Raw genomic sequence first — 17437 nt, forward strand, 5'->3', positions numbered from 1 at the left:
TAAACTGTGAGTACGTTAGCTCGGAAACAAGGTGTCGGCGCAGTTATTTGGGACTACTTAACGACAGTAGACCATAAAAAGATTGCGATTTTGTACTTAATCGCCGGCGGGTTTTTTTTCTTGCTCGGTGGTTTGGAAGCGATGATTATTCGCATTCAGCTCGCCGTACCAAACAACGACTTCATTAGTGCAGGTTTCTATAACGAAGTGCTGACGATGCACGGAACGACAATGATTTTCCTTGCGGCGATGCCGCTCGTGTTTGCGATGATGAACGCCGTTGTACCGATTCAAATCGGTGCGCGTGACGTTGCGTTCCCATTTTTAAATTCGCTCGGTTTTTGGTTATTTTTCTTCGGTGGTGTGTTTTTAAACTTATCGTGGTTTTTAGGTGGAGCACCTGATGCTGGTTGGACATCGTATGCATCATTATCGCTTGCATCACCAACACACGGGATCGACTTTTACGTATTAGGATTACAAATTTCCGGTTTAGGAACGTTAATCGGTGGAATTAACTTCCTTGTGACAATCATCAATATGCGTGCACCGGGAATGACATATATGCGCATGCCGATGTTTACATGGGCGACGTTTGTCACATCTGCGCTTATTTTATTCGCGTTCCCACCATTAACAGTCGCTTTAATTTTCATGATGATGGATCGCTTGTTCGGTGGAAACTTCTTTGATCCAGCGCTTGGTGGAAATACGATCATTTGGGAACATTTATTCTGGATTTTCGGTCACCCAGAAGTATACATTCTCGTATTGCCAGCGTTCGGTATTTTCTCAGAAATTTTTGCGACGTTTTCACGTAAACGTTTATTCGGTTACTCTTCGATGGTATTTGCGACAGTATTAATCGGATTTTTAGGCTTCATGGTGTGGGCGCACCATATGTTTACAGTTGGTTTAGGTCCAATTGCCAACGCGATCTTTGCAGTTGCAACGATGGCGATTGCCGTTCCTACAGGAATTAAAATTTTCAACTGGTTGCTTACGATGTGGGGTGGAAGCATTCGCTTTACAACGCCAATGATGTATGCCGTCGCGTTCATTCCATCGTTCGTTATCGGTGGGGTTACAGGGGTTATGAACGCTGCAGCAGCGGCAGACTATCAATATCATGACAGTTATTTCGTCGTTGCGCACTTCCACTACGTTATCGTCGGTGGGGTTGTTTTCGCGCTACTAGCAGGTGCTCATTACTGGTGGCCAAAAATGTTTGGTAAAATGTTAGATGAAAAATTAGGAAAAGTGACATTCTGGTTGTTCTTTATCGGTTTCCATTTGACGTTCTTTATTCAACATTTCCTTGGCTTAATGGGTATGCCACGTCGCGTATTTACATTCTTGCCTGGTCAAGGACTTGAAACAGGAAACTTAATTAGTACAATCGGTGCATTTTTCATGGCAGCAGGTACAATCGTGTTATTAGCAAACGTTGTCATCACCACAGTAAAAGGAAAACGAGTAGGCAACGATCCGTGGGAAGATGGACGTACGCTTGAATGGGCGGTATCTTCGCCAGCGCCAGAATACAACTTTGCGCAAACGCCGCTTGTGCGCGGATTAGATGCATATTGGATTGAAAAGATGGAAGGCAAAAAAGGCTTAACGCCAGCAGAGCCGCTTGGCGATATTCATATGCCAAACCCTACAATTTTGCCGTTCGTTATGTCGTTAGGTCTATTCATTTCAGCGTTAGGCTTCTTATTCCATAACGACTACGGTTGGGGATTACCTGTTGGTATTATCGGGTTACTGATCACGCTAGTTGCCATGTTCTTCCGTTCAATTATTGATGACCACGGCTTCCACATTCCTAAAGAAGAAGTAATGGAAGCAGAGAAAAAGGGGGCTGGGGCATAATGCATGTGGAAGAAAAATTAACGCCGGAGACGTTCCCGGCAGAGCCAGAAAAAGCAACCCTCGAAGGGAAAAATAAGTTTTTAGGTTTTTGGTTTTTCCTCGGTGGAGAGACGGTATTGTTCGCCTCTCTCTTCGCCACATATTTGGCGTTAAAAGACTCTGTGGCAGGAGGACCATCTGGAAAAGAACTGTTCCAAATGCCGATCGTCTTTTTAGCGACGATGTTGCTTTTAACGAGCAGTTTAACGAGCGTATATGCAATGCATCATATGCGCAACTTCGACTTCAAAAAAATGCAGCTTTGGCTCGGCATTACCGTATTGCTCGGCGCAGCCTTTTTAGCGCTTGAAATTTACGAGTTTACAGAGTACGTACATGAAGGATTTAAATTTTCAACAAGTGCGTTTTCTTCAGCGTTTTATACGCTTGTCGGAACACATGGTGTCCACGTGGCGTTCGGTTTACTTTGGATTTTAACGTTAATGATTCGCAATGCGAAACGCGGGTTAAACTTATATAATGCACCGAAGTTTTACGTCGCAAGCTTATATTGGCACTTTATCGACGTCGTTTGGGTGTTCATTTTCACGGTCGTATACTTAATGGGAATGGTGGGGTGATTGTATGGCAAATCATACACATGTACAAAACCCAAAAGTAGATGTAGCGTATCGTCGCAAAAAAAATGCGGAAGAGATGAAGCATCAAATTATCTCGTTTACGTTAATGATTTTCTTAACGCTTATCGCCTTTTTTGCGGTTGGATACGAAGGCTTTTCCGCTTGGTTTTCTGTACCGTTCATCTTATTATTAGCGGTCGTACAAGTCATTTTCCAACTGTATTACTTTATGCATATGAGCCATAAAGGGCATGAACTTCCAGCGCTTTTCTTATATGGCGGTGCAGCCGTTGCGTTTATTACGATTTGGGCGTTTTTAACAATCGTCTGGATTTAAGAAGAAGCTAGCGTTTGCTAGCTTCTTTTCTTTTCACGTTTGTTACGTTTGTAGTATAATAAGGTCGGAAAAAAAAGCGAGGTGAGTATGATGCCGTTAAGTATATTCGGTTTTGAAGCGATGTGGAGTCCGTACTTTTTCGTTTCTTTAGTCGCTGTAACGATCGTTTATTTTTGGCTTGTCAATCGCTCAAAAGAACAAACGACGACGAAACAAAAAACGTTGTTTGTGACTGCGATTGTTTTGCTTTATATTTCTAAAGGTTCTCCTGTCGATTTGTTAGGTCATTTAATGTTTAGTGCGCATATGACGCAAATGGCTGTTCTTTATTTAATCGTTCCACCACTTCTTATTAAAGGTATTCCTTCATGGATGTTTGAAGCAGTATTTCGCATTCGAATGATTCGTTCCATTGTTGCTTTCACTACGAAGCCGCTCATTGCATTGTTTTTGTTTAATGGTATATTTTCGTTATACCATGTGCCACTTATTTTCGATGTCGTGAAAACGAATATGTGGCTGCACGCGCTCATGACGACAGCTATTTTTATTGCGGCGATGATGATGTGGTGGCCACTTGTGAACGACGTTCATGGTTTTCCGAGATTATCGGGTGTGAAAAAAGTTGGTTATATTTTCGCTGATGGTGTATTGCTTACACCTGCTTGTGCGCTTATTATTTTTGCCGATACACCGTTGTATGCCACATATTACGATCCAGCTGCTTGGATGAACGCTTTGGCGCTTTGTGTGCCACAAAGTACGTTAGCGTCGCTCGAATTAAGCGGTCCTGAAATGTTCAGCTCCATGTCTCTGTTACACGACCAACAGCTTGGTGGCGTATTAATGAAAGTTATTCAAGAAATCGTGTATGGCGTCATGCTGTTCTATGTCTTTATTGAATGGTATCGAAAAGAAAGAGACGAAGAAAATATGGCGATTCAATCGACAAAATCATAGGTTAGAGAGGGGACACTATGGGTTCGTTACCAATTTTGCCTACCATTAGTACAAGCTTTATCGTCATAAGCGCTATTCTTGTAGCAGTTGGCTGGTATTTCATTCGACAAAAGCAAGTGGAAAAGCATGAAAAAACGATGTGGCTTGCCGCAGCTTTTGCACTAGCATTTTTCATCATTTATTTATCACGTACGATTTTCATTGGAAATACAAGCTTTGGTGGACCGGATCATTTGAAAATTTACTACACACTCTTTTTGTTTTTCCACATTTTTTTAGCGACTGCTGGTGCTGTATTTGGCATCGTGACATTGCTATCTGCAGTGAAAAAAAATTGGGTGCGACATAAAAAGCTCGGTCCAATCACAAGCGTTGTTTGGTTTTTTACGGCAACGACAGGTGTAGCAGTCTATTTATTGTTATACGTCTTTTACCGCGGCGGTGAAACGACATCGATCATTAAGGCGATTTTAGGCTTTTAAGAAGAGTGTTACGCTTGAAAAAAGAGGGTGAACGATTCACCCTCCTTATAGTTTAAAGTTAAATTTGATGATCCCAGCTTCTTTTGCAGATTTTATGCCAATTAGTAGCAGTGGGAATAAAATTAAGCCAAGCACCCCCATAATTTTTACCCCTAAATACATTGAGATAAGAGTTGCTAGTGGAGATAGCCCCATATGGGCACCCATCACTTTCGGCTCAATCGTTCGGCGTAAAATGAGCAAAATCACACCGAGAATCGTTAATTTCGTTGCCAATACAGTGTCACCTGTAATGAAGTGGAAGATCGCCCACGGTGCCATAACGATAATGGAGCCGATAATCGGAATAAAGTCGATCACCCAAATAATAAACGCCATAAATAAAGCAACTTTTGGCGCAATAAGCAGCAACCCTACTAACGAGACGGCAAAAATAATTAAGCTTACGAGAAATTGCGCTTTCCAAAACCCGAACAACACATACGACAGGCGTGACATCATAAAGTGCACTTTTTCTCTCGTTTCTTCTGTTAAATGTGAAAAAATAGCTTCTCGTATTTTCGGCAAATCGTGCATAAATAGAAATAATGTAATCAAATAGACGAGAAAATTAATTAAAAACTTTGGAATATTTGCCACTAGCGCACTGACTTTATTTAAGCTGAGCGAGGCAGTGAGTTGTGTTTTTAGCTTTGTTAAAAACAAATCGACTTGGTGCGTTAACTCTGCCAAGATAAATGGTGGCAATTTTTCCGTTTGCTTGTACCAGCGAGCAACAAGTTCATTCCATCCTGCAATCATTTCATTTACATACAATGGTGAGTTTCTGAAAAAGTAAAACGCCTCAGTCACAATTTTTGTAATAATAAAGTAACCTCCCAAAAACATAAACAACGTGAATAAGCTAAATACAAGGAGGACAGCGACCTGTCTTTTGAGACCTATCCGTTGCTGAGCAACCTTCACCGCTGGTTCTAAAAGAATGGCTGTAATTAAAGCGAACAAAATTGGAACAGCAATTGGAGCGATCCAGTACGTGAGTAAGACGATCGCAATGAGCCCAATAATCATGTACACGGAACGCTTTGGAATTTTTTCGAACAACGAAACGACACCTGCTTTCATTTCTTAAATCTTATGGAGGATGTATATGCATAAACCTATTATAACGATTGCTGCAATGAGTGTACAACTATTTGATGATGTCATATTAGAAGAAACGAAAGTATATGCCCTGCATAACGGACTGACGATTCATATGACCGTCTCTTTCAAAGTGTGCGATCATATGCTTACTTTATGTGAACAATTACAAAAACAAGTAATTGACGACATATACGAGATGACAGGGCAAACCGTGTTTGCTGTTCATCTATATGTCCGAAAGCTTATTGACGGAAAAAACGCATGAGCGCGCTCATGCGTTTTGAATGTTAGCGAGGCCTTCTTTCACTTTTGCTAAAATGGCTTCACATTGACTAACTAATGACGAAGGGAAATGTTCTCCGTCACCGTATTCTACGCCGTGTGGATAATAATGTTTACCTAACAGCGGCTTCAATAATTTAATAACAGCACGATGAGCCCCAACGTCTCCTTCGATCGCATACCCTTGCACACGCAAATAAAATACGTCATTTTTAATTTCAAATTTGCGGTCATATGTGACACGTTCGTAATCCCATTGACCGGCACGTACGAAGCCGAGGCTTTCCATTAATTCATCTAAACGTGTTAATGGCGCTGTTTGATTTTCAATACCTGTATTTTCAAAGCGCATCGTTCATTTCCCCCTTATGTAAAATAAAACATTCCTCCATTAATAATAGTACGAAAGCGCATAACTTTCAATGACGAGCTTCATAATTGTTCCGATTTTGGTGAAACTAAAGGGAGAAAGGGGAGGTGAACATGCCAAAAGTAAAAGACATGATGACGACGGATATCGAATGTTGTACACCGCTCGATAATATATACGAAGCGGCTGTAAAAATGCGCGACTACAACGTCGGTGCGATTCCGATTACAGACGGAAACCGCCTTGTCGGCATTGTCACGGATCGCGATTTAGTTGTGCGTGGCATTGCTGAGAAAAAGCCAGCCTCGACCGCTGTCACAGAAGTGATGAGCGAACAGCTCGTGACGATTTCACCGGCCGCTTCTGTGACAGAAGCTGCTCAGCTGATGGCAAAGTACCAAATTCGCCGCTTGCCTGTCGTCGAAGGGGATGCGTTAGTCGGGATGATGTCGCTCGGTGATTTAGCCGTCCATGAAATGAGTGACGACCAAGCAGGAGAGGCACTTACACACATATCGCAATATCATTAATTAACGTGTTGAAGGAGGCTATGTTTTCGCATAGCCTTATTTTTTTGTGTTGTGAGGCGGACAAACTGTATATAATGGAAATATAGATAGTAACTGAGGGAGAATGACGCATGCGTTGGATAGTGGTTTTAATTACAGTTTTTATTATAGTCTTTTATTTTTCACCACCCGATGAACAAGCTCCGTTCAACGACACATCTTTCCAAATGGAACAAAGAAGTCATGATAACATCGTGATAGAAGGATTAGGGGCATGGATCGGCAAAACGGAGGAGGAAGTGAAGCAAACATTTGGACAACCAGCGCGCATCGATCCGTCCGCTTACGGCTACGTCTGGTGGGTATATAACGATCCGAAAACGTATATGCAAATCGGCATACGTGACGGACGAGTCGTCACGATTTATGCGTGTGGGCCCGAGGTGAACGTAGCTCCGTTTCAAATCAATCGCTCAATTAATGAGCTGCTACAAACGATGCCGCTTCATGATGATATTCACGTGCAACTCGATGATGGAGTATATCGCTTTCAACTGACAGAAGAAGATTTAATGATTCAGCCGCTCCTTTCGTTTGGTGATGTATATGTGCAATTATATATTGACCGTTTTACCGGCACATTATCAAGCGTTCGCTTTCTCGATGGCGAGACGTTAGTACACATTCGTCCGTACGAACTTAAATATCGCGGGCCGCTACCGGAAGTGGCGATCGATGAAACGCTTGAAAAACAAATTGAACGAGCGAATGCGGAACAAATTTTTGATATTACAAACGTCATGCGCGCACGTCACGGCATTTCTCCGTTGACGTGGGACGAGCGTGTCGCTCAAGTAGCATATGAACATAGTAAAGATATGGCGGAAAATAAATTTTTTGCGCACGAATCTCCAACGAGCGGCGACTTACAGCAGCGGCTCATTCGAGCAGGCATTTCGTTTGAATTAGCAGGAGAAAATATTGCTGCCGAATATGCCGATGCTCCTGCCGTCGTAGAAGCGTGGCTCAATAGCCGAAGCCATCGACAAACGTTGTTAAACAACGAACTGACACATTTAGGTGTCGGGGTATATAAGCGGTATTACACACAAAACTTCATTCGCCCTTTGTCCCAACCAAAATAGGCGCACGCATCGTTCATTCGGTCGTAATATATGGTAGGCAAACAAACTAGAAAGGGGCGACCGATGATGTCCGTTGAACAATTTAAACAATTTGTTAAAAAACACCCGAAAATCATTGAAGAAGTGCGGCAAGGGAGAAAGACGTGGAAAGAGCTGTACAACGATTGGTACGTGTTTGGTGAAGAAGATGAAATGTGGGATGTATATAAATCAACAAATGAAAAAGAAGAACAAAGCGCGCTTATTCAAAAATTAGTGAACTATTTAAAACATGTAGATGTAAATGAGCTTCAAACATACGTGACAAATGTTCAACAAGCGATTACGTCCATTCAAGAAGTTGTACGGCAAATGCAACAAACAAATACGAAAGATCCGTTTTCGTTTCGGAAAGATTAAAGGGACAAAAGATGAGAAAAGATGTGTACGAATACATTGTTGTAAAGCCGAAACTTCATCAATTTTTACGTGAACACCCGTCATGGTATCGAAGGTTAGCGAGACGCCCGATGGATATAAAAGAAATGGAAAAAGAGGCGCGTCAATATTATAAACAAACGATGCCGCATAAAGTGCAAAACGTCGTCCAAACGATTGAAATGGCGAAAATGATGATGGCCATGATGAAACTGATGAATGACACTCATAATTAAACGGGAAACGTAAACACTATCACTACGAAAGGATGGTGAAAGTGTTGCGTTTCTTTTTTTTATGTGTCGTATTGTTGTTTTCAACGCACGTTAGCGACCATAGGCATACGGTGTTTGCTGAACAAAAGCAAACGTTATTCGTCAAACATCATGTGAAAGGAAATAACGTTTTTGTCGAGTGCATCGTCGATCAATTTACGTTTACGAAAGGAAAACATCCGAAAAAAAACGGACAAGGGCGCATTCACGTATATGTCAATGGGAAAAAAGTAAGCGAAATGACAACAGCTGCTTTCGTTATTCGCGGATTGCCTGCCGGAAAGCATTCGATTCGCCTCGAGCTCGTCCATAACGATGCGAGCCGCTACCACATATCACATGAATTTACCGTGACTATTTCGTAAGTCTGGGGCAACCAGACTTATTTGTTTTGTTTGTTAAATCATGTTATGATACCGTTGTGGAGGTGTTGCTCGTGCTTGTAGCAACGGTTGAACGTTTACAAATATTAGATTTCGCAGAAGAGCTTGGCAAAATGATCATCCAATCAGATGTGGCAGAACAATATCGCCGCAGCTTTTATTATATGAAACGAGATGAGAAGGCGCAGCAACTCATTTCGCGCTTCGTTCAGTTGAAAGAGCGATACGAAGAAGTGCAGCGTTTTGGAAAATATCATCCAGATTACAAAGAAGTAACGAAGCAAGTGCGCGATGCAAAACGTGAGCTCGATTTGTATGAGCCGATTGCCGCCTTTAAAAAGGCAGAAAAAGATATGCAATTGCTTTTAGATGAAATTAGCACAATAATCGGTCGCGCTGTATCTGAAAACATTAAAGTGCCGACGGGGAACCCGTATTTCGACTCCCTCTCTTGCGGTGGGGGATGCGGTGTCGGTGGAACGTGCGGCTGTCGGACGAAATAAAAAGGGGATGGGGTTTATGTTTCCGATGCGACAAGGAATTATCGTTTGGCTTTATTCACTGAAACATAGTAAACAGTTGCGAAAATACGGGAACGTTCATTACGTATCGAAGCGGCTTAAATATGCCGTCTTATATTGCAACATGGACGAAGCGGAAGAGATGATGAAAAACCTCGCCTCCTTACCGTTTGTAAAGCGAGTCGAACCGTCTTACCGTCCGTATGTGAAAGTGGAATTTGAATCGAAAGCGGACAAAGAGAAAGAATATGAATATGGGATATAATCAAAAAAGGATGTCGCGGCTAGACATCCTTTTTACTTTCTTATTGCAATGGCGGAATGAATCGATTCATGCGCATAATGCCGATTAAATGTTGATAATACAATTGCAAATCGGCAAAAAAGTTCGATGGTTTTACGTCCAAATGAATAATTTCTTGATTGAGTTGTTTAGCTAGGTCGATGAACAATTCGTATCGCTTCGTTATTTTCACGGACGGATGTGGAATGCCTTCGCGGCAAATGTATAGCGGTTGAAAATCGCCCGGTTCAGTCGGATGGAGCACAACGACGAACGATGTGAGCGCTTTTCCGTCTTTCGTCGTATGAAAAGCAAACAAACCGGATAAGCGGTGACGGTTTGATTTTGCAATTTCAATGAGCTCATAAATGTCGGAATATCCTTCCCCTAGTTCAATAAAACGTTGAATCATCTGTTCATTCCCTCACTTTTACGTTTTGTTCCATCATTAACTTTAACACGTTCAACTTTTTTCGACAATTAGGGAAAACGGTGTATGACAACGCATTGAAATTTTGTTATTGTTATAATATAAATTGTTTGATAAGGGGCAATCATATGTGGAAGGTGGCTTTTATTTCGACCCTCCTTTTCCTCGGCATTAGCGCAGGAGCTTTATATTACCAATGGGACGAATATCGTACAGAAGCGACGAAACAGTCTGTGCTTCAACATGACGTGGAAGCGACATTTAGCGGGAAGGAGATGGAAGTTACCCATCGTATTCGCGGAGCTGTCGCTCGCACATATGAAGTAATTGTGCCAAACGAAGTGAAACATATTTCGTGTTCCGAACAAAAAGCATGCGTAAAACGACAAAACGGCAAAACGATTGTCGACGCCTCACATACAGACGAGCTTTCGTTCACATATCGCGTGCCGGTTGCACAAAAAGAGCCGCTCTTTATGAAAGAATGGCTCATTCGCTTTCATACTGCTCAACCCCAACAAATGACGATTTCGTTAACGGACACCGTTCATCCGAAAGGGATTTGGATTGCGGACGGAAAGCTTGTCGGCTATGTCCATAAACCGTCTTTTTCGCTTTTTATGTGGGAGAAAGAAGGGGGAAAAGCTGTTCCGCTTTATTTTCAAGCTCAGCCGCTTCAAATATCGCTTCATGATCGACTGAGCGTATATGCAGCGAAGCCAATAGACCATTCGGCGTTATCGTTTTGGCAACAAAGCGATGTCAAGACGCTCGTCATCACCCCGTTTTCGCTTCAATATATGACGCCGACGTTCGTCATTATCCCGGATCGTGTCTCGTTTTCAACGGCTCAGCGCGCTTACGTTCGCTCTCAGTTAGAAGAGCGCTTTCCGAACAGTTCCGTTCCAGATTGGGTATGGGATTTGCTTATTGCGTATATGACAAAAACAGAACCAGTGACACAACAAGCGAAACGCACTTTCGAGCAATTGCAAAAGACGTTGACGAAAGAAGAGCAGCAAACGTTTTGGACATTTGTGACGACGCATAAACATGAGCCGTTGACGATGAAAAAGCTAGACGAATGGCTAGGAAATGCATACGGGGGACATACGACATTTTTCCAAGACGAAAAACCGTATATGACTTTCACCGAACGAAAAATACTCGTCGTCAATGATGTACAATTGCCGAATGCGCGCGTGTTATTAAAAGATGGACAGCAACTATTCCCGTTCATTCCGGTTATGCGCACGCTCGGCTATACGGTGAACCGATCAGGAGAGGCAATATTTATTGAAAAAGATGGGGAACGTTGGCGTTTCTTTATAAACGGAACGAACGCTGTCATTCAACAATGGGATGGGTCGTTATATATCGAGCGAACGGAATTTCCGAAATGGTTTTCCGTTTACGTTAGCGAGACGGATAAAAACATTTATGTAGTCGGTCAATAATAAAAAAATCCCTGTGGCATATGCCGCAGGGGCCCTTCCATTCCTTTTCGGACGAGCCGAAAAAGAGAAGGAAAAAAGGGAGAGGAGAAACCGGAGGAAGAACTTATGGGGAACGTAAGTCTTCTCCGTGGTTGGCAACAACATCATTACCGATGTTGTTACTACCAGTATGACCATTATTTTGCATGATATACATGATCATCATATTTTTTCCCTTTGTATCGTTTCATCGATTATCATTACGAGTGAGGTGAAGTGTATTGCGCGTTATATCGGGGAAATGTAAAGGAAAGTCGCTGCAAGCTGTTCCGGGCATGACGACACGTCCGACGACCGATAAAGTGAAAGAAGCGATGTTTAATATGATCGGTCCGTATTTTTCTGGCGGACTCGGACTAGACTTATTTGGCGGAAGCGGTGGGCTTGGCATTGAGGCGTTAAGCCGTGGATTAGATCGCGTCATTTTCGTCGATCATGACGCCAAAGCGGTGCAAACGATAAAAAAAAATGTAGCAGCTTGCCGCTTAACAGATCAAGCAGAAATTTATCGCAACGATGCCGAGCGGGCGCTAAAAGCGATCATCAAAAGAGGCTTGACGTTTCGCCTTATTTTTCTTGATCCGCCGTATAAAAACAAACAGTTGGAAGCGCTTATCGCGATCATCGATGCACATCAACTATTGCAAAAAGACGGTTTTATCGTTGCTGAACATGGGGTTGAAGTTGAGCTCCCAAAACAAATTGGGCGATTGACGAAAGTGAAAGACGAAACGTACGGCGTAACGGCAGTATCCATCTTTGCTTATGTAGAGGAGGAAGAATAGGAATATGGCAAGCATTGCAGTATGCCCGGGGAGCTTTGATCCTGTTACGTATGGGCATTTAGACATCATTCGTCGCGGGGCGAAAGTGTTTGATCAAGTATATGTTGTCGTGTTGAACAACTCAGCAAAAAAGCCGTTATTTTCGACGGAAGAACGAGTAAAATTGCTTGAAGAAGTAACGAAAGATTTACATAACGTAACGGTAGATTGTTACCAAGGGTTGCTTGTCGATTATGCTCGAAGCAAACGAGCAAGCGCCATTTTGCGCGGTTTGCGTGCCGTGTCAGATTTTGAATACGAAATGCAAATTACATCGATGAACCGCGTGTTGAACGAGCAAATTGAAACGTTTTTTATGATGACAAACAATCAATACTCTTTTTTAAGTTCAAGCATCGTAAAAGAAGTCGCGAAATATAACGGAAACATTTCCGAACTTGTCCCGAAAGTCGTCGAAGAAGCGCTTCGTCAAAAGTTTGCTGAAGCGAAAAACCACCTTTAAGCAGGTGGTTTTTCGCGTCGGAAAGTGATAAGCAAATAGACGAGACACGCCGTAGCGGTAATGAAAAAACCGTACTGCTCAAGCCAATGCACGTACGTAACTGACCATTGTACCCCTGTTTGTGGAAGCCATACAGGCCATGTTTCTCCTGCTTCAAACGGCTCAACATAAAGCGGTTTCCAAAGAAGCGATGCGAAAAAAGCAGCAAATAGTCCGTGACATATGCGCGCAATGAAAAAAGGTTGGAAGCGAATATTTGCTTCAGCTAATATGCTGGCAACTTGTGCTTGTACAGAAAAACCGCTAAAAGCAAGGATGAAGCTTGTGACGATGACTTTTTGTAATAGTGTCGCGTTCGTCGCCTCGCTCGCCATTTGACTACCTAAAGTAATTTCGAACATTCCTGCAATAAGCGGCACGCTCAACTCGCTCGGCAATTGAAAAATAGCTAAACCGTTCTGCACGATGCTTGCGAGCACGTTCGTCATATTTGTCACATAAAGCAGTTTATTTAAAACGGAAAATAAAATAATGAACCCCCCGATCATAAAGAGCGTTTGAATGGAGGAGCGGACGGCATCCCCAAGCAGTTTACCGATCGCTTGTCTATGTTTTAAGCGCGTTTCATGCATGGCGCGAAACGCTTGACGGAAAATGCCTTTTTTTTGCTTGGCGACATGAGCGGCGTCGTCTTTTCCGTGGAAGCGCATCATTATTCCGACGCAAATGTTGCCGAGGTAATGGGATAAGGCGAGAATGATGCCGATATTCGGATTGTGAAAGAAACCGACAGAAATAGCCCCGAAAATAAAGAGCGGATTTGATGAATTTGTAAACGAAACGAGCCGTTCTGCTTCAACGGCGGAAAGCTGTTGCTGTTGCTTTAATCGTGCGGTTAGTTTCGCCCCAGCAGGATAGCCAGAAGCCATGCCCATCGCCCAAACGAACCCGCCGATGCCAGGCACTTTAAAAAGCGGTCGCATGAACGGCTCAAGCAATACACCGAGAAAATGAACGACGCCAAATCCGATTAAAATTTCTGATACAATAAAAAAAGGGAGAAGGGAAGGAAAGACGACGTCCCACCACATATGTAATCCGCGCACAGCCGCTTCAAACGATTGCTGTGGATAGCGAAGCAAGGCGATACATAAGCAAATAATAATAGACGACAGCACTAATGTTTTCCATTTCTCTTTCATCGTTCATAAGCCTCCTCGTTTGCCGATCGTACTCGTTTTAATATACGAGTATATGTGGACATTTTAGACCATAGTATTGAACAGGAAGGGGGAACGAGAATGAAAATCGGGTTGGCGTTAGGCTCTGGTGGGGCACGAGGCTTTGCGCATGCTGGAGTAATTAAAGTGTTGGAAGAAGAACATATTCCGATTCATATGATCGCTGGAAGCAGCATCGGTGCTCTCGTCGGGGCGTTGTATGCATCGGGGATATCGACGGAGCGATTATATCGGTTAGCGTCCGTATTTCGACGCAACGACTATATCGATTGGACCGTTCCGAAAATGGGGCTTATTGCTGGAAATGACATAAAACAATTCATTTCGGTTATGACAAAGCAACAACGAATTGAAGACGCGCACATTCCGCTCGCGATCGTGGCGACGGATTTACAAAAAGGAGAAAAGGTCGTCTTTCGCAGCGGAAGCATAGCCGATGCGGTGAGGGCAAGCATTTCTATTCCTGGCATTTTTGTGCCAGAACGATGGAACGGCCGTCTTCTTGTCGACGGAGGGGTAATCGATCGCGTGCCAGCTACCGTCGTTCGTGACATGGGAGCGGATGTTGTCATCGCTGTCGATGTCGCTTCTGTGAAAACGAACGGTGCCATTACATCGATAGTTGATGTTATTTTACAAAGTTTAGATATTATTCAAGCGGAGCTCGCGTCCCACCGCATCGCCCAAGCTGATATCGTCATCCGCCCGCCACTTGAGCGATATAGTTCGTATGCATTCACTCATGCGAAAGAAATGATTCGGATCGGGGAAGAAGCGGCGCGCCAACAGCTTCCGATCATTCGCCAATTGCTTGCAGAGAAGGGGTTTAAACAATGAATAAAAAACGGTATATTCAAACGACGATCATCATAGCGATATTGCTTGCTTTTGCGACTTTTTTTCATTTGCCATATTACGTGACGATGCCGGGGACGGCTGAGCCGTTGCGTCCGCTCGTTGAAGTAAAAGGCGGCTATAAAGAAGAAGGAGAAATGATGTTAACGACAGTTCGAATGGGGCAGGCAAACCTTTTTTCTTTTGTCCTCGCGCACGTGAGTAAATATAATGAGCTATATCGGATGGACGAAGTGCGCCAAGAAGGGGAAAGCGATGAAGAATATACGCATCGCCAATTAAAAATGATGGAAAACTCAAAAGAAACAGCGATTGCCGTTGCATACAAAAAAGCAAATAAGCCGTTTTCCTACAAAAATAAAGGGGTATACGTACTTTATGTCATGGATGAGATGCCGGCCGCGAAACAGTTAAAAAGCGGCGATCAATTAATAGCGATTGACGGTCAACGAATCAATGAAGCTGATGAATTTATTCAATACGTGAGCGGAAAGAAAAAAGGCGATCGCGTTCATATTACATATAAACGAGAAGGAAAAGAGAAAACGGCAACATTGACGCTCGCGCCGTTTCCGAAAGATAAAGAGCGTGTCGGTCTCGGCGTTTCCGTCATGACCGACCGCGATATCGTCACTGATCCACCAGTTCGTATTGAATCCGATCAAATTGGCGGACCGTCTGCCGGTCTCATGTTCGCCCTTGAAGTGTACAACCAGCTCGTTCCCGAAGATTTAACGAAAGGATATCGCATTGCTGGAACCGGCACGATTAACAGCGACGGAGAAGTCGGTCCGATCGGTGGCATTTCTCAAAAAGTTATCGCCGCTCATAAAGCGGGGGCGGACATTTTTTTCGCCCCGAACGAGCGCGGAGCGAAACATTCAAACTATAAGGAAGCTGTAAAAACGGCAAAACATATCGGCACAAACATGAAAATTGTTCCTGTTGATACGTTCGATGACGCTGTTCAATTTTTACAAAAACTATCGTAACGGCGGTGTTGCATATTCGTTGCGCAACGCTTCCGTCAAAAGCGGCTCAGGCAACACGGATAAATATGCTTGGGTCGCTTTTTTTTCAATATGATATACCGGGTCATGTTGTATATGTTTTATGTTCGTTATAAGCGGCAATGCCGTTCGTTTTTTGACGGTTTGTAAATACGCTCTTCCTTTGTCGTTCATTGCGAGCAGACGAATGTATGTCGCACGCTTCTGTTCGATCGCTTGCGTCATTTCTTTTTTCGTTACATTCGTCAAAATATGCGTACATATACGTTGCAATCTCGTCCACGTATATCGCTTCGTTTTGACAGCTGAAAGAAATGCGTGAAACGATGTAGCATGTACAATCGCTCGTTTTAACCGATGTTCAATTCCTTCTCCCACTTCTGCGATGCGTCGAATGTCATCTATTTCCATCGTCAATAGGCGATATTTGAGAAGCGGAAAATACGACTCCCAGTCGTGCCACATTCGATACGTTTGAAGCGTCTCATATGTGATATGTGGAACATAGCGCATAATGTCTTCAGCGCGACCAGATTGCAAAAAGCGGCGAATGCTCGTTGCGCTAGCGATTTGATCATTCGTCGGAAGCGTTTCATCATGATAATGGGCAACGATGCGCGAAATCGTTTCCGGCTTCATCCGACTTCGCTGTTCTCGTATCGCTTTAACGTAATGCAATCCTAAAATATTGTTCGGCTGCGATATGTCGAGCGCGTCACGACTAATGTCGCCAAGCGCAAGGGCATACGCTTTTGCATAGCTCATTCCTTGTTGCATATAATGCTTTACTCGCTCGTTATGGCTTTCTTGTTCATCGATTAGCCGTTGTGCCGTCTGTAAAAACGATTCGATATTTCCATGTTCGCTTCCAAAACATAATTGCTCGCAGTGGAGGGCATCAAGAATCGAAATCGCCCCATGAGCGAAAAGCTCAGCTGTTTGCACCGCAAACGGATAAGGGAGCTCGACGACGAGATCGACGCCGCCTGCTAGCGCCATGCTAGCACGTTGCCATTTCGGCACGATTGCCGGCTCGCCCCGTTGTGTAAAGGAGCTGCTCATGACGGCGATTATGCAATCGGCTTCTGTTTTTTTTCTCGTTTGTTGCACATGATATGCATGTCCGTTATGAAACGGATTGTATTCGACAACGATTCCAGCCGCTTTCATCTGTTGTCCACCTTTCGTATGAGTAAAATGTTTGTGGGAGAAAAAAAGACAGGTTCCTGATTTGGTATAATAAGGAACCTGTCAGATATGTAAGCAAAATAGATGAAAAACGGGCTCTCCTCCTGGTAAGGTAGTAAGTGTGAAAAAAATACAACCAAAGAAAGGAGTGGAGCCCATGCAGGATTATATCACAAACGGCTTGACATTAAAAGAGATCGAACAGTCTTTATTTAGACATATGCAAAAACAATATGGTCATCTCCTTCAACAGGTGTTGGAGGAGATCGACCGCACATTGGCAGAACAGCGGGACAAGAAACGATATGCGCTCAAAGATAAGCGG

24 protein-coding genes are annotated in these 17437 nt (G+C 43.3%); 19 read left to right on the plus strand and 5 right to left on the minus strand.

The window, feature by feature from the left end:
• Positions 1 to 6 precede the first annotated feature (6 nt).
• From ctaD to BM213_RS09000, 5 genes are all read left to right on the plus strand, one after another.
• On the plus strand, positions 7 to 1875 hold the full coding sequence (ctaD, locus tag BM213_RS08980; RefSeq protein WP_091703195.1) for a cytochrome c oxidase subunit I: 1869 nt from the start codon (positions 7 to 9) through the stop codon (positions 1873 to 1875).
• Complete coding sequence (locus BM213_RS08985; protein WP_091703198.1) at positions 1875 to 2495, plus strand: cytochrome (ubi)quinol oxidase subunit III; 621 nt, start codon at positions 1875 to 1877, stop codon at positions 2493 to 2495. The genes ctaD and BM213_RS08985 overlap by 1 nt, the downstream gene beginning before the upstream one ends.
• 4 nt (positions 2496 to 2499) lie before the next feature.
• Positions 2500 to 2832, plus strand: a complete 333-nt coding sequence (gene ctaF, locus BM213_RS08990) for a cytochrome c oxidase subunit IVB (protein WP_003395153.1) — start codon at positions 2500 to 2502, stop codon at positions 2830 to 2832.
• An 87-nt stretch (positions 2833 to 2919) separates the two neighbouring features.
• Complete coding sequence (gene ctaG / locus BM213_RS08995) at positions 2920 to 3792, plus strand: cytochrome c oxidase assembly factor CtaG (protein WP_091703201.1); 873 nt, start codon at positions 2920 to 2922, stop codon at positions 3790 to 3792.
• 17 nt (positions 3793 to 3809) lie between these two features.
• The gene (locus tag BM213_RS09000; RefSeq protein ID WP_091703204.1) at positions 3810 to 4274 is read left to right on the plus strand and encodes a DUF420 domain-containing protein; all 465 of its coding nucleotides are present in this window, start codon (positions 3810 to 3812) and stop codon (positions 4272 to 4274) included.
• Between the two features lie 45 nt (positions 4275 to 4319).
• On the opposite strand, the gene ytvI is transcribed toward BM213_RS09000, so the two are convergent.
• Positions 4320 to 5399 carry a sporulation integral membrane protein YtvI gene (gene ytvI / locus BM213_RS09005; protein WP_091703207.1) on the minus strand — a complete coding sequence of 360 codons (1080 nt, stop codon included), beginning with the start codon at positions 5397 to 5399 and terminating at the stop codon, positions 4320 to 4322.
• Between the two features lie 25 nt (positions 5400 to 5424).
• Here ytvI and BM213_RS09010 point away from each other — a divergent pair, with 25 nt between their 5' ends.
• Positions 5425 to 5685 carry a hypothetical protein gene (locus tag BM213_RS09010; RefSeq protein ID WP_091703210.1) on the plus strand — a complete coding sequence of 87 codons (261 nt, stop codon included), beginning with the start codon at positions 5425 to 5427 and terminating at the stop codon, positions 5683 to 5685.
• Positions 5686 to 5691: 6 nt separating this feature from the next.
• Here the strand turns inward: BM213_RS09010 and BM213_RS09015 are convergent, their stop codons facing one another.
• Entirely contained in the window at positions 5692 to 6054 is a 363-nt protein-coding gene (locus BM213_RS09015; protein ID WP_091703213.1) for a YugN family protein, read from the minus strand.
• A 131-nt stretch (positions 6055 to 6185) separates the two neighbouring features.
• On the opposite strand from BM213_RS09015, the gene BM213_RS09020 reads away from it, so the two are divergent.
• The 7 genes from BM213_RS09020 (at position 6186) to BM213_RS09050 (ending at position 9587) form a co-directional block, all read left to right on the plus strand.
• Positions 6186 to 6602 carry a CBS domain-containing protein gene (locus BM213_RS09020; protein ID WP_091703215.1) on the plus strand — a complete coding sequence of 139 codons (417 nt, stop codon included), beginning with the start codon at positions 6186 to 6188 and terminating at the stop codon, positions 6600 to 6602.
• A 110-nt stretch (positions 6603 to 6712) separates the two neighbouring features.
• The gene (locus BM213_RS09025; RefSeq protein ID WP_091703218.1) at positions 6713 to 7726 is read left to right on the plus strand and encodes a CAP domain-containing protein; all 1014 of its coding nucleotides are present in this window, start codon (positions 6713 to 6715) and stop codon (positions 7724 to 7726) included.
• 66 nt (positions 7727 to 7792) lie between these two features.
• Positions 7793 to 8125, plus strand: coding sequence for a YlbD family protein (locus BM213_RS09030; protein WP_091703221.1), 333 nt, complete (start codon positions 7793 to 7795; stop codon positions 8123 to 8125).
• An 11-nt stretch (positions 8126 to 8136) separates the two neighbouring features.
• Positions 8137 to 8379 (plus strand): YlbE-like family protein, encoded by a 243-nt coding sequence (locus tag BM213_RS09035; RefSeq protein ID WP_091703223.1) that lies wholly within the window; start codon positions 8137 to 8139, stop codon positions 8377 to 8379.
• A gap of 32 nt (positions 8380 to 8411) precedes the next feature.
• A complete protein-coding gene (locus BM213_RS09040; RefSeq protein WP_244149235.1) occupies positions 8412 to 8783 on the plus strand; it encodes a hypothetical protein in 372 nt (123 codons plus the stop codon).
• A gap of 71 nt (positions 8784 to 8854) precedes the next feature.
• Complete coding sequence (locus BM213_RS09045) at positions 8855 to 9304, plus strand: YlbF/YmcA family competence regulator (protein ID WP_091703226.1); 450 nt, start codon at positions 8855 to 8857, stop codon at positions 9302 to 9304.
• A gap of 16 nt (positions 9305 to 9320) precedes the next feature.
• Entirely contained in the window at positions 9321 to 9587 is a 267-nt protein-coding gene (locus tag BM213_RS09050; RefSeq protein WP_091703229.1) for a YlbG family protein, read from the plus strand.
• 40 nt (positions 9588 to 9627) lie between these two features.
• Here the strand turns inward: BM213_RS09050 and BM213_RS09055 are convergent, their stop codons facing one another.
• Entirely contained in the window at positions 9628 to 10017 is a 390-nt protein-coding gene (locus BM213_RS09055) for a DUF7147 family protein (RefSeq protein WP_091703232.1), read from the minus strand.
• Between the two features lie 146 nt (positions 10018 to 10163).
• Here BM213_RS09055 and BM213_RS09060 point away from each other — a divergent pair, with 146 nt between their 5' ends.
• The 3 genes from BM213_RS09060 to coaD all read left to right on the plus strand — a co-directional run bounded on the left by BM213_RS09060 (position 10164) and on the right by coaD (position 12818).
• Positions 10164 to 11492, plus strand: coding sequence for a hypothetical protein (locus BM213_RS09060; protein ID WP_091703236.1), 1329 nt, complete (start codon positions 10164 to 10166; stop codon positions 11490 to 11492).
• 260 nt (positions 11493 to 11752) lie between these two features.
• A complete protein-coding gene (gene rsmD, locus BM213_RS09065; RefSeq protein WP_091703240.1) occupies positions 11753 to 12316 on the plus strand; it encodes a 16S rRNA (guanine(966)-N(2))-methyltransferase RsmD in 564 nt (187 codons plus the stop codon).
• A gap of 4 nt (positions 12317 to 12320) precedes the next feature.
• The gene (gene coaD / locus BM213_RS09070; RefSeq protein ID WP_091703243.1) at positions 12321 to 12818 is read left to right on the plus strand and encodes a pantetheine-phosphate adenylyltransferase; all 498 of its coding nucleotides are present in this window, start codon (positions 12321 to 12323) and stop codon (positions 12816 to 12818) included.
• On the opposite strand, the gene ylbJ is transcribed toward coaD, so the two are convergent.
• A complete protein-coding gene (ylbJ, locus tag BM213_RS09075; protein ID WP_091703246.1) occupies positions 12815 to 14020 on the minus strand; it encodes a sporulation integral membrane protein YlbJ in 1206 nt (401 codons plus the stop codon). The two genes, coaD and ylbJ, sit on opposite strands and share 4 nt — an antisense overlap.
• A gap of 99 nt (positions 14021 to 14119) precedes the next feature.
• Between ylbJ and BM213_RS09080 the strand changes: the two genes are divergently transcribed.
• Both BM213_RS09080 and BM213_RS09085 read left to right on the plus strand, forming a co-directional pair.
• Positions 14120 to 14896 carry a patatin-like phospholipase family protein gene (locus BM213_RS09080; protein WP_208601895.1) on the plus strand — a complete coding sequence of 259 codons (777 nt, stop codon included), beginning with the start codon at positions 14120 to 14122 and terminating at the stop codon, positions 14894 to 14896.
• Entirely contained in the window at positions 14893 to 15906 is a 1014-nt protein-coding gene (locus tag BM213_RS09085; RefSeq protein WP_091703253.1) for a SepM family pheromone-processing serine protease, read from the plus strand. The genes BM213_RS09080 and BM213_RS09085 overlap by 4 nt, the downstream gene beginning before the upstream one ends.
• Here the strand turns inward: BM213_RS09085 and BM213_RS09090 are convergent.
• Positions 15898 to 17094 carry a nucleotidyltransferase gene (locus BM213_RS09090; protein ID WP_091703256.1) on the minus strand — a complete coding sequence of 399 codons (1197 nt, stop codon included), beginning with the start codon at positions 17092 to 17094 and terminating at the stop codon, positions 15898 to 15900. The two genes, BM213_RS09085 and BM213_RS09090, sit on opposite strands and share 9 nt — an antisense overlap.
• A gap of 175 nt (positions 17095 to 17269) precedes the next feature.
• Between BM213_RS09090 and BM213_RS09095 the strand changes: the two genes are divergently transcribed.
• Positions 17270 to 17437 (plus strand): UPF0236 family transposase-like protein (locus BM213_RS09095; protein WP_192952360.1); only part of this gene is annotated, 168 nt, incomplete at its 3' end.

It is taken from the genome of Anoxybacillus pushchinoensis, from assembly GCF_900111795.1.
GTDB classification, from domain to species: Bacteria; Bacillota; Bacilli; order Bacillales; family Anoxybacillaceae; genus Anoxybacillus; species Anoxybacillus pushchinoensis.

Coding starts and splice junctions, on each gene's coding strand:
- BM213_RS08985 (WP_091703198.1), top strand. CDS start 1,875: ATGCATGTGGAAGAAAAATTAACGCCGGAGACGTTCCCGGCAGAGCCA.
- ctaF (WP_003395153.1), top strand. CDS start 2,500: ATGGCAAATCATACACATGTACAAAACCCAAAAGTAGATGTAGCGTAT.
- ctaG (WP_091703201.1), top strand. CDS start 2,920: ATGATGCCGTTAAGTATATTCGGTTTTGAAGCGATGTGGAGTCCGTAC.
- BM213_RS09000 (WP_091703204.1), top strand. CDS start 3,810: ATGGGTTCGTTACCAATTTTGCCTACCATTAGTACAAGCTTTATCGTC.
- ytvI (WP_091703207.1), bottom strand. CDS start 5,399: ATGAAAGCAGGTGTCGTTTCGTTGTTCGAAAAAATTCCAAAGCGTTCC.
- BM213_RS09010 (WP_091703210.1), top strand. CDS start 5,425: ATGCATAAACCTATTATAACGATTGCTGCAATGAGTGTACAACTATTT.
- BM213_RS09015 (WP_091703213.1), bottom strand. CDS start 6,054: ATGCGCTTTGAAAATACAGGTATTGAAAATCAAACAGCGCCATTAACA.
- BM213_RS09020 (WP_091703215.1), top strand. CDS start 6,186: ATGCCAAAAGTAAAAGACATGATGACGACGGATATCGAATGTTGTACA.
- BM213_RS09025 (WP_091703218.1), top strand. CDS start 6,713: ATGCGTTGGATAGTGGTTTTAATTACAGTTTTTATTATAGTCTTTTAT.
- BM213_RS09030 (WP_091703221.1), top strand. CDS start 7,793: ATGTCCGTTGAACAATTTAAACAATTTGTTAAAAAACACCCGAAAATC.
- BM213_RS09035 (WP_091703223.1), top strand. CDS start 8,137: ATGAGAAAAGATGTGTACGAATACATTGTTGTAAAGCCGAAACTTCAT.
- BM213_RS09040 (WP_244149235.1), top strand. CDS start 8,412: ATGGTGAAAGTGTTGCGTTTCTTTTTTTTATGTGTCGTATTGTTGTTT.
- BM213_RS09050 (WP_091703229.1), top strand. CDS start 9,321: ATGTTTCCGATGCGACAAGGAATTATCGTTTGGCTTTATTCACTGAAA.
- BM213_RS09055 (WP_091703232.1), bottom strand. CDS start 10,017: ATGATTCAACGTTTTATTGAACTAGGGGAAGGATATTCCGACATTTAT.
- BM213_RS09060 (WP_091703236.1), top strand. CDS start 10,164: ATGTGGAAGGTGGCTTTTATTTCGACCCTCCTTTTCCTCGGCATTAGC.
- coaD (WP_091703243.1), top strand. CDS start 12,321: ATGGCAAGCATTGCAGTATGCCCGGGGAGCTTTGATCCTGTTACGTAT.
- ylbJ (WP_091703246.1), bottom strand. CDS start 14,020: ATGAAAGAGAAATGGAAAACATTAGTGCTGTCGTCTATTATTATTTGC.
- BM213_RS09080 (WP_208601895.1), top strand. CDS start 14,120: ATGAAAATCGGGTTGGCGTTAGGCTCTGGTGGGGCACGAGGCTTTGCG.
- BM213_RS09085 (WP_091703253.1), top strand. CDS start 14,893: ATGAATAAAAAACGGTATATTCAAACGACGATCATCATAGCGATATTG.
- BM213_RS09090 (WP_091703256.1), bottom strand. CDS start 17,094: ATGAAAGCGGCTGGAATCGTTGTCGAATACAATCCGTTTCATAACGGA.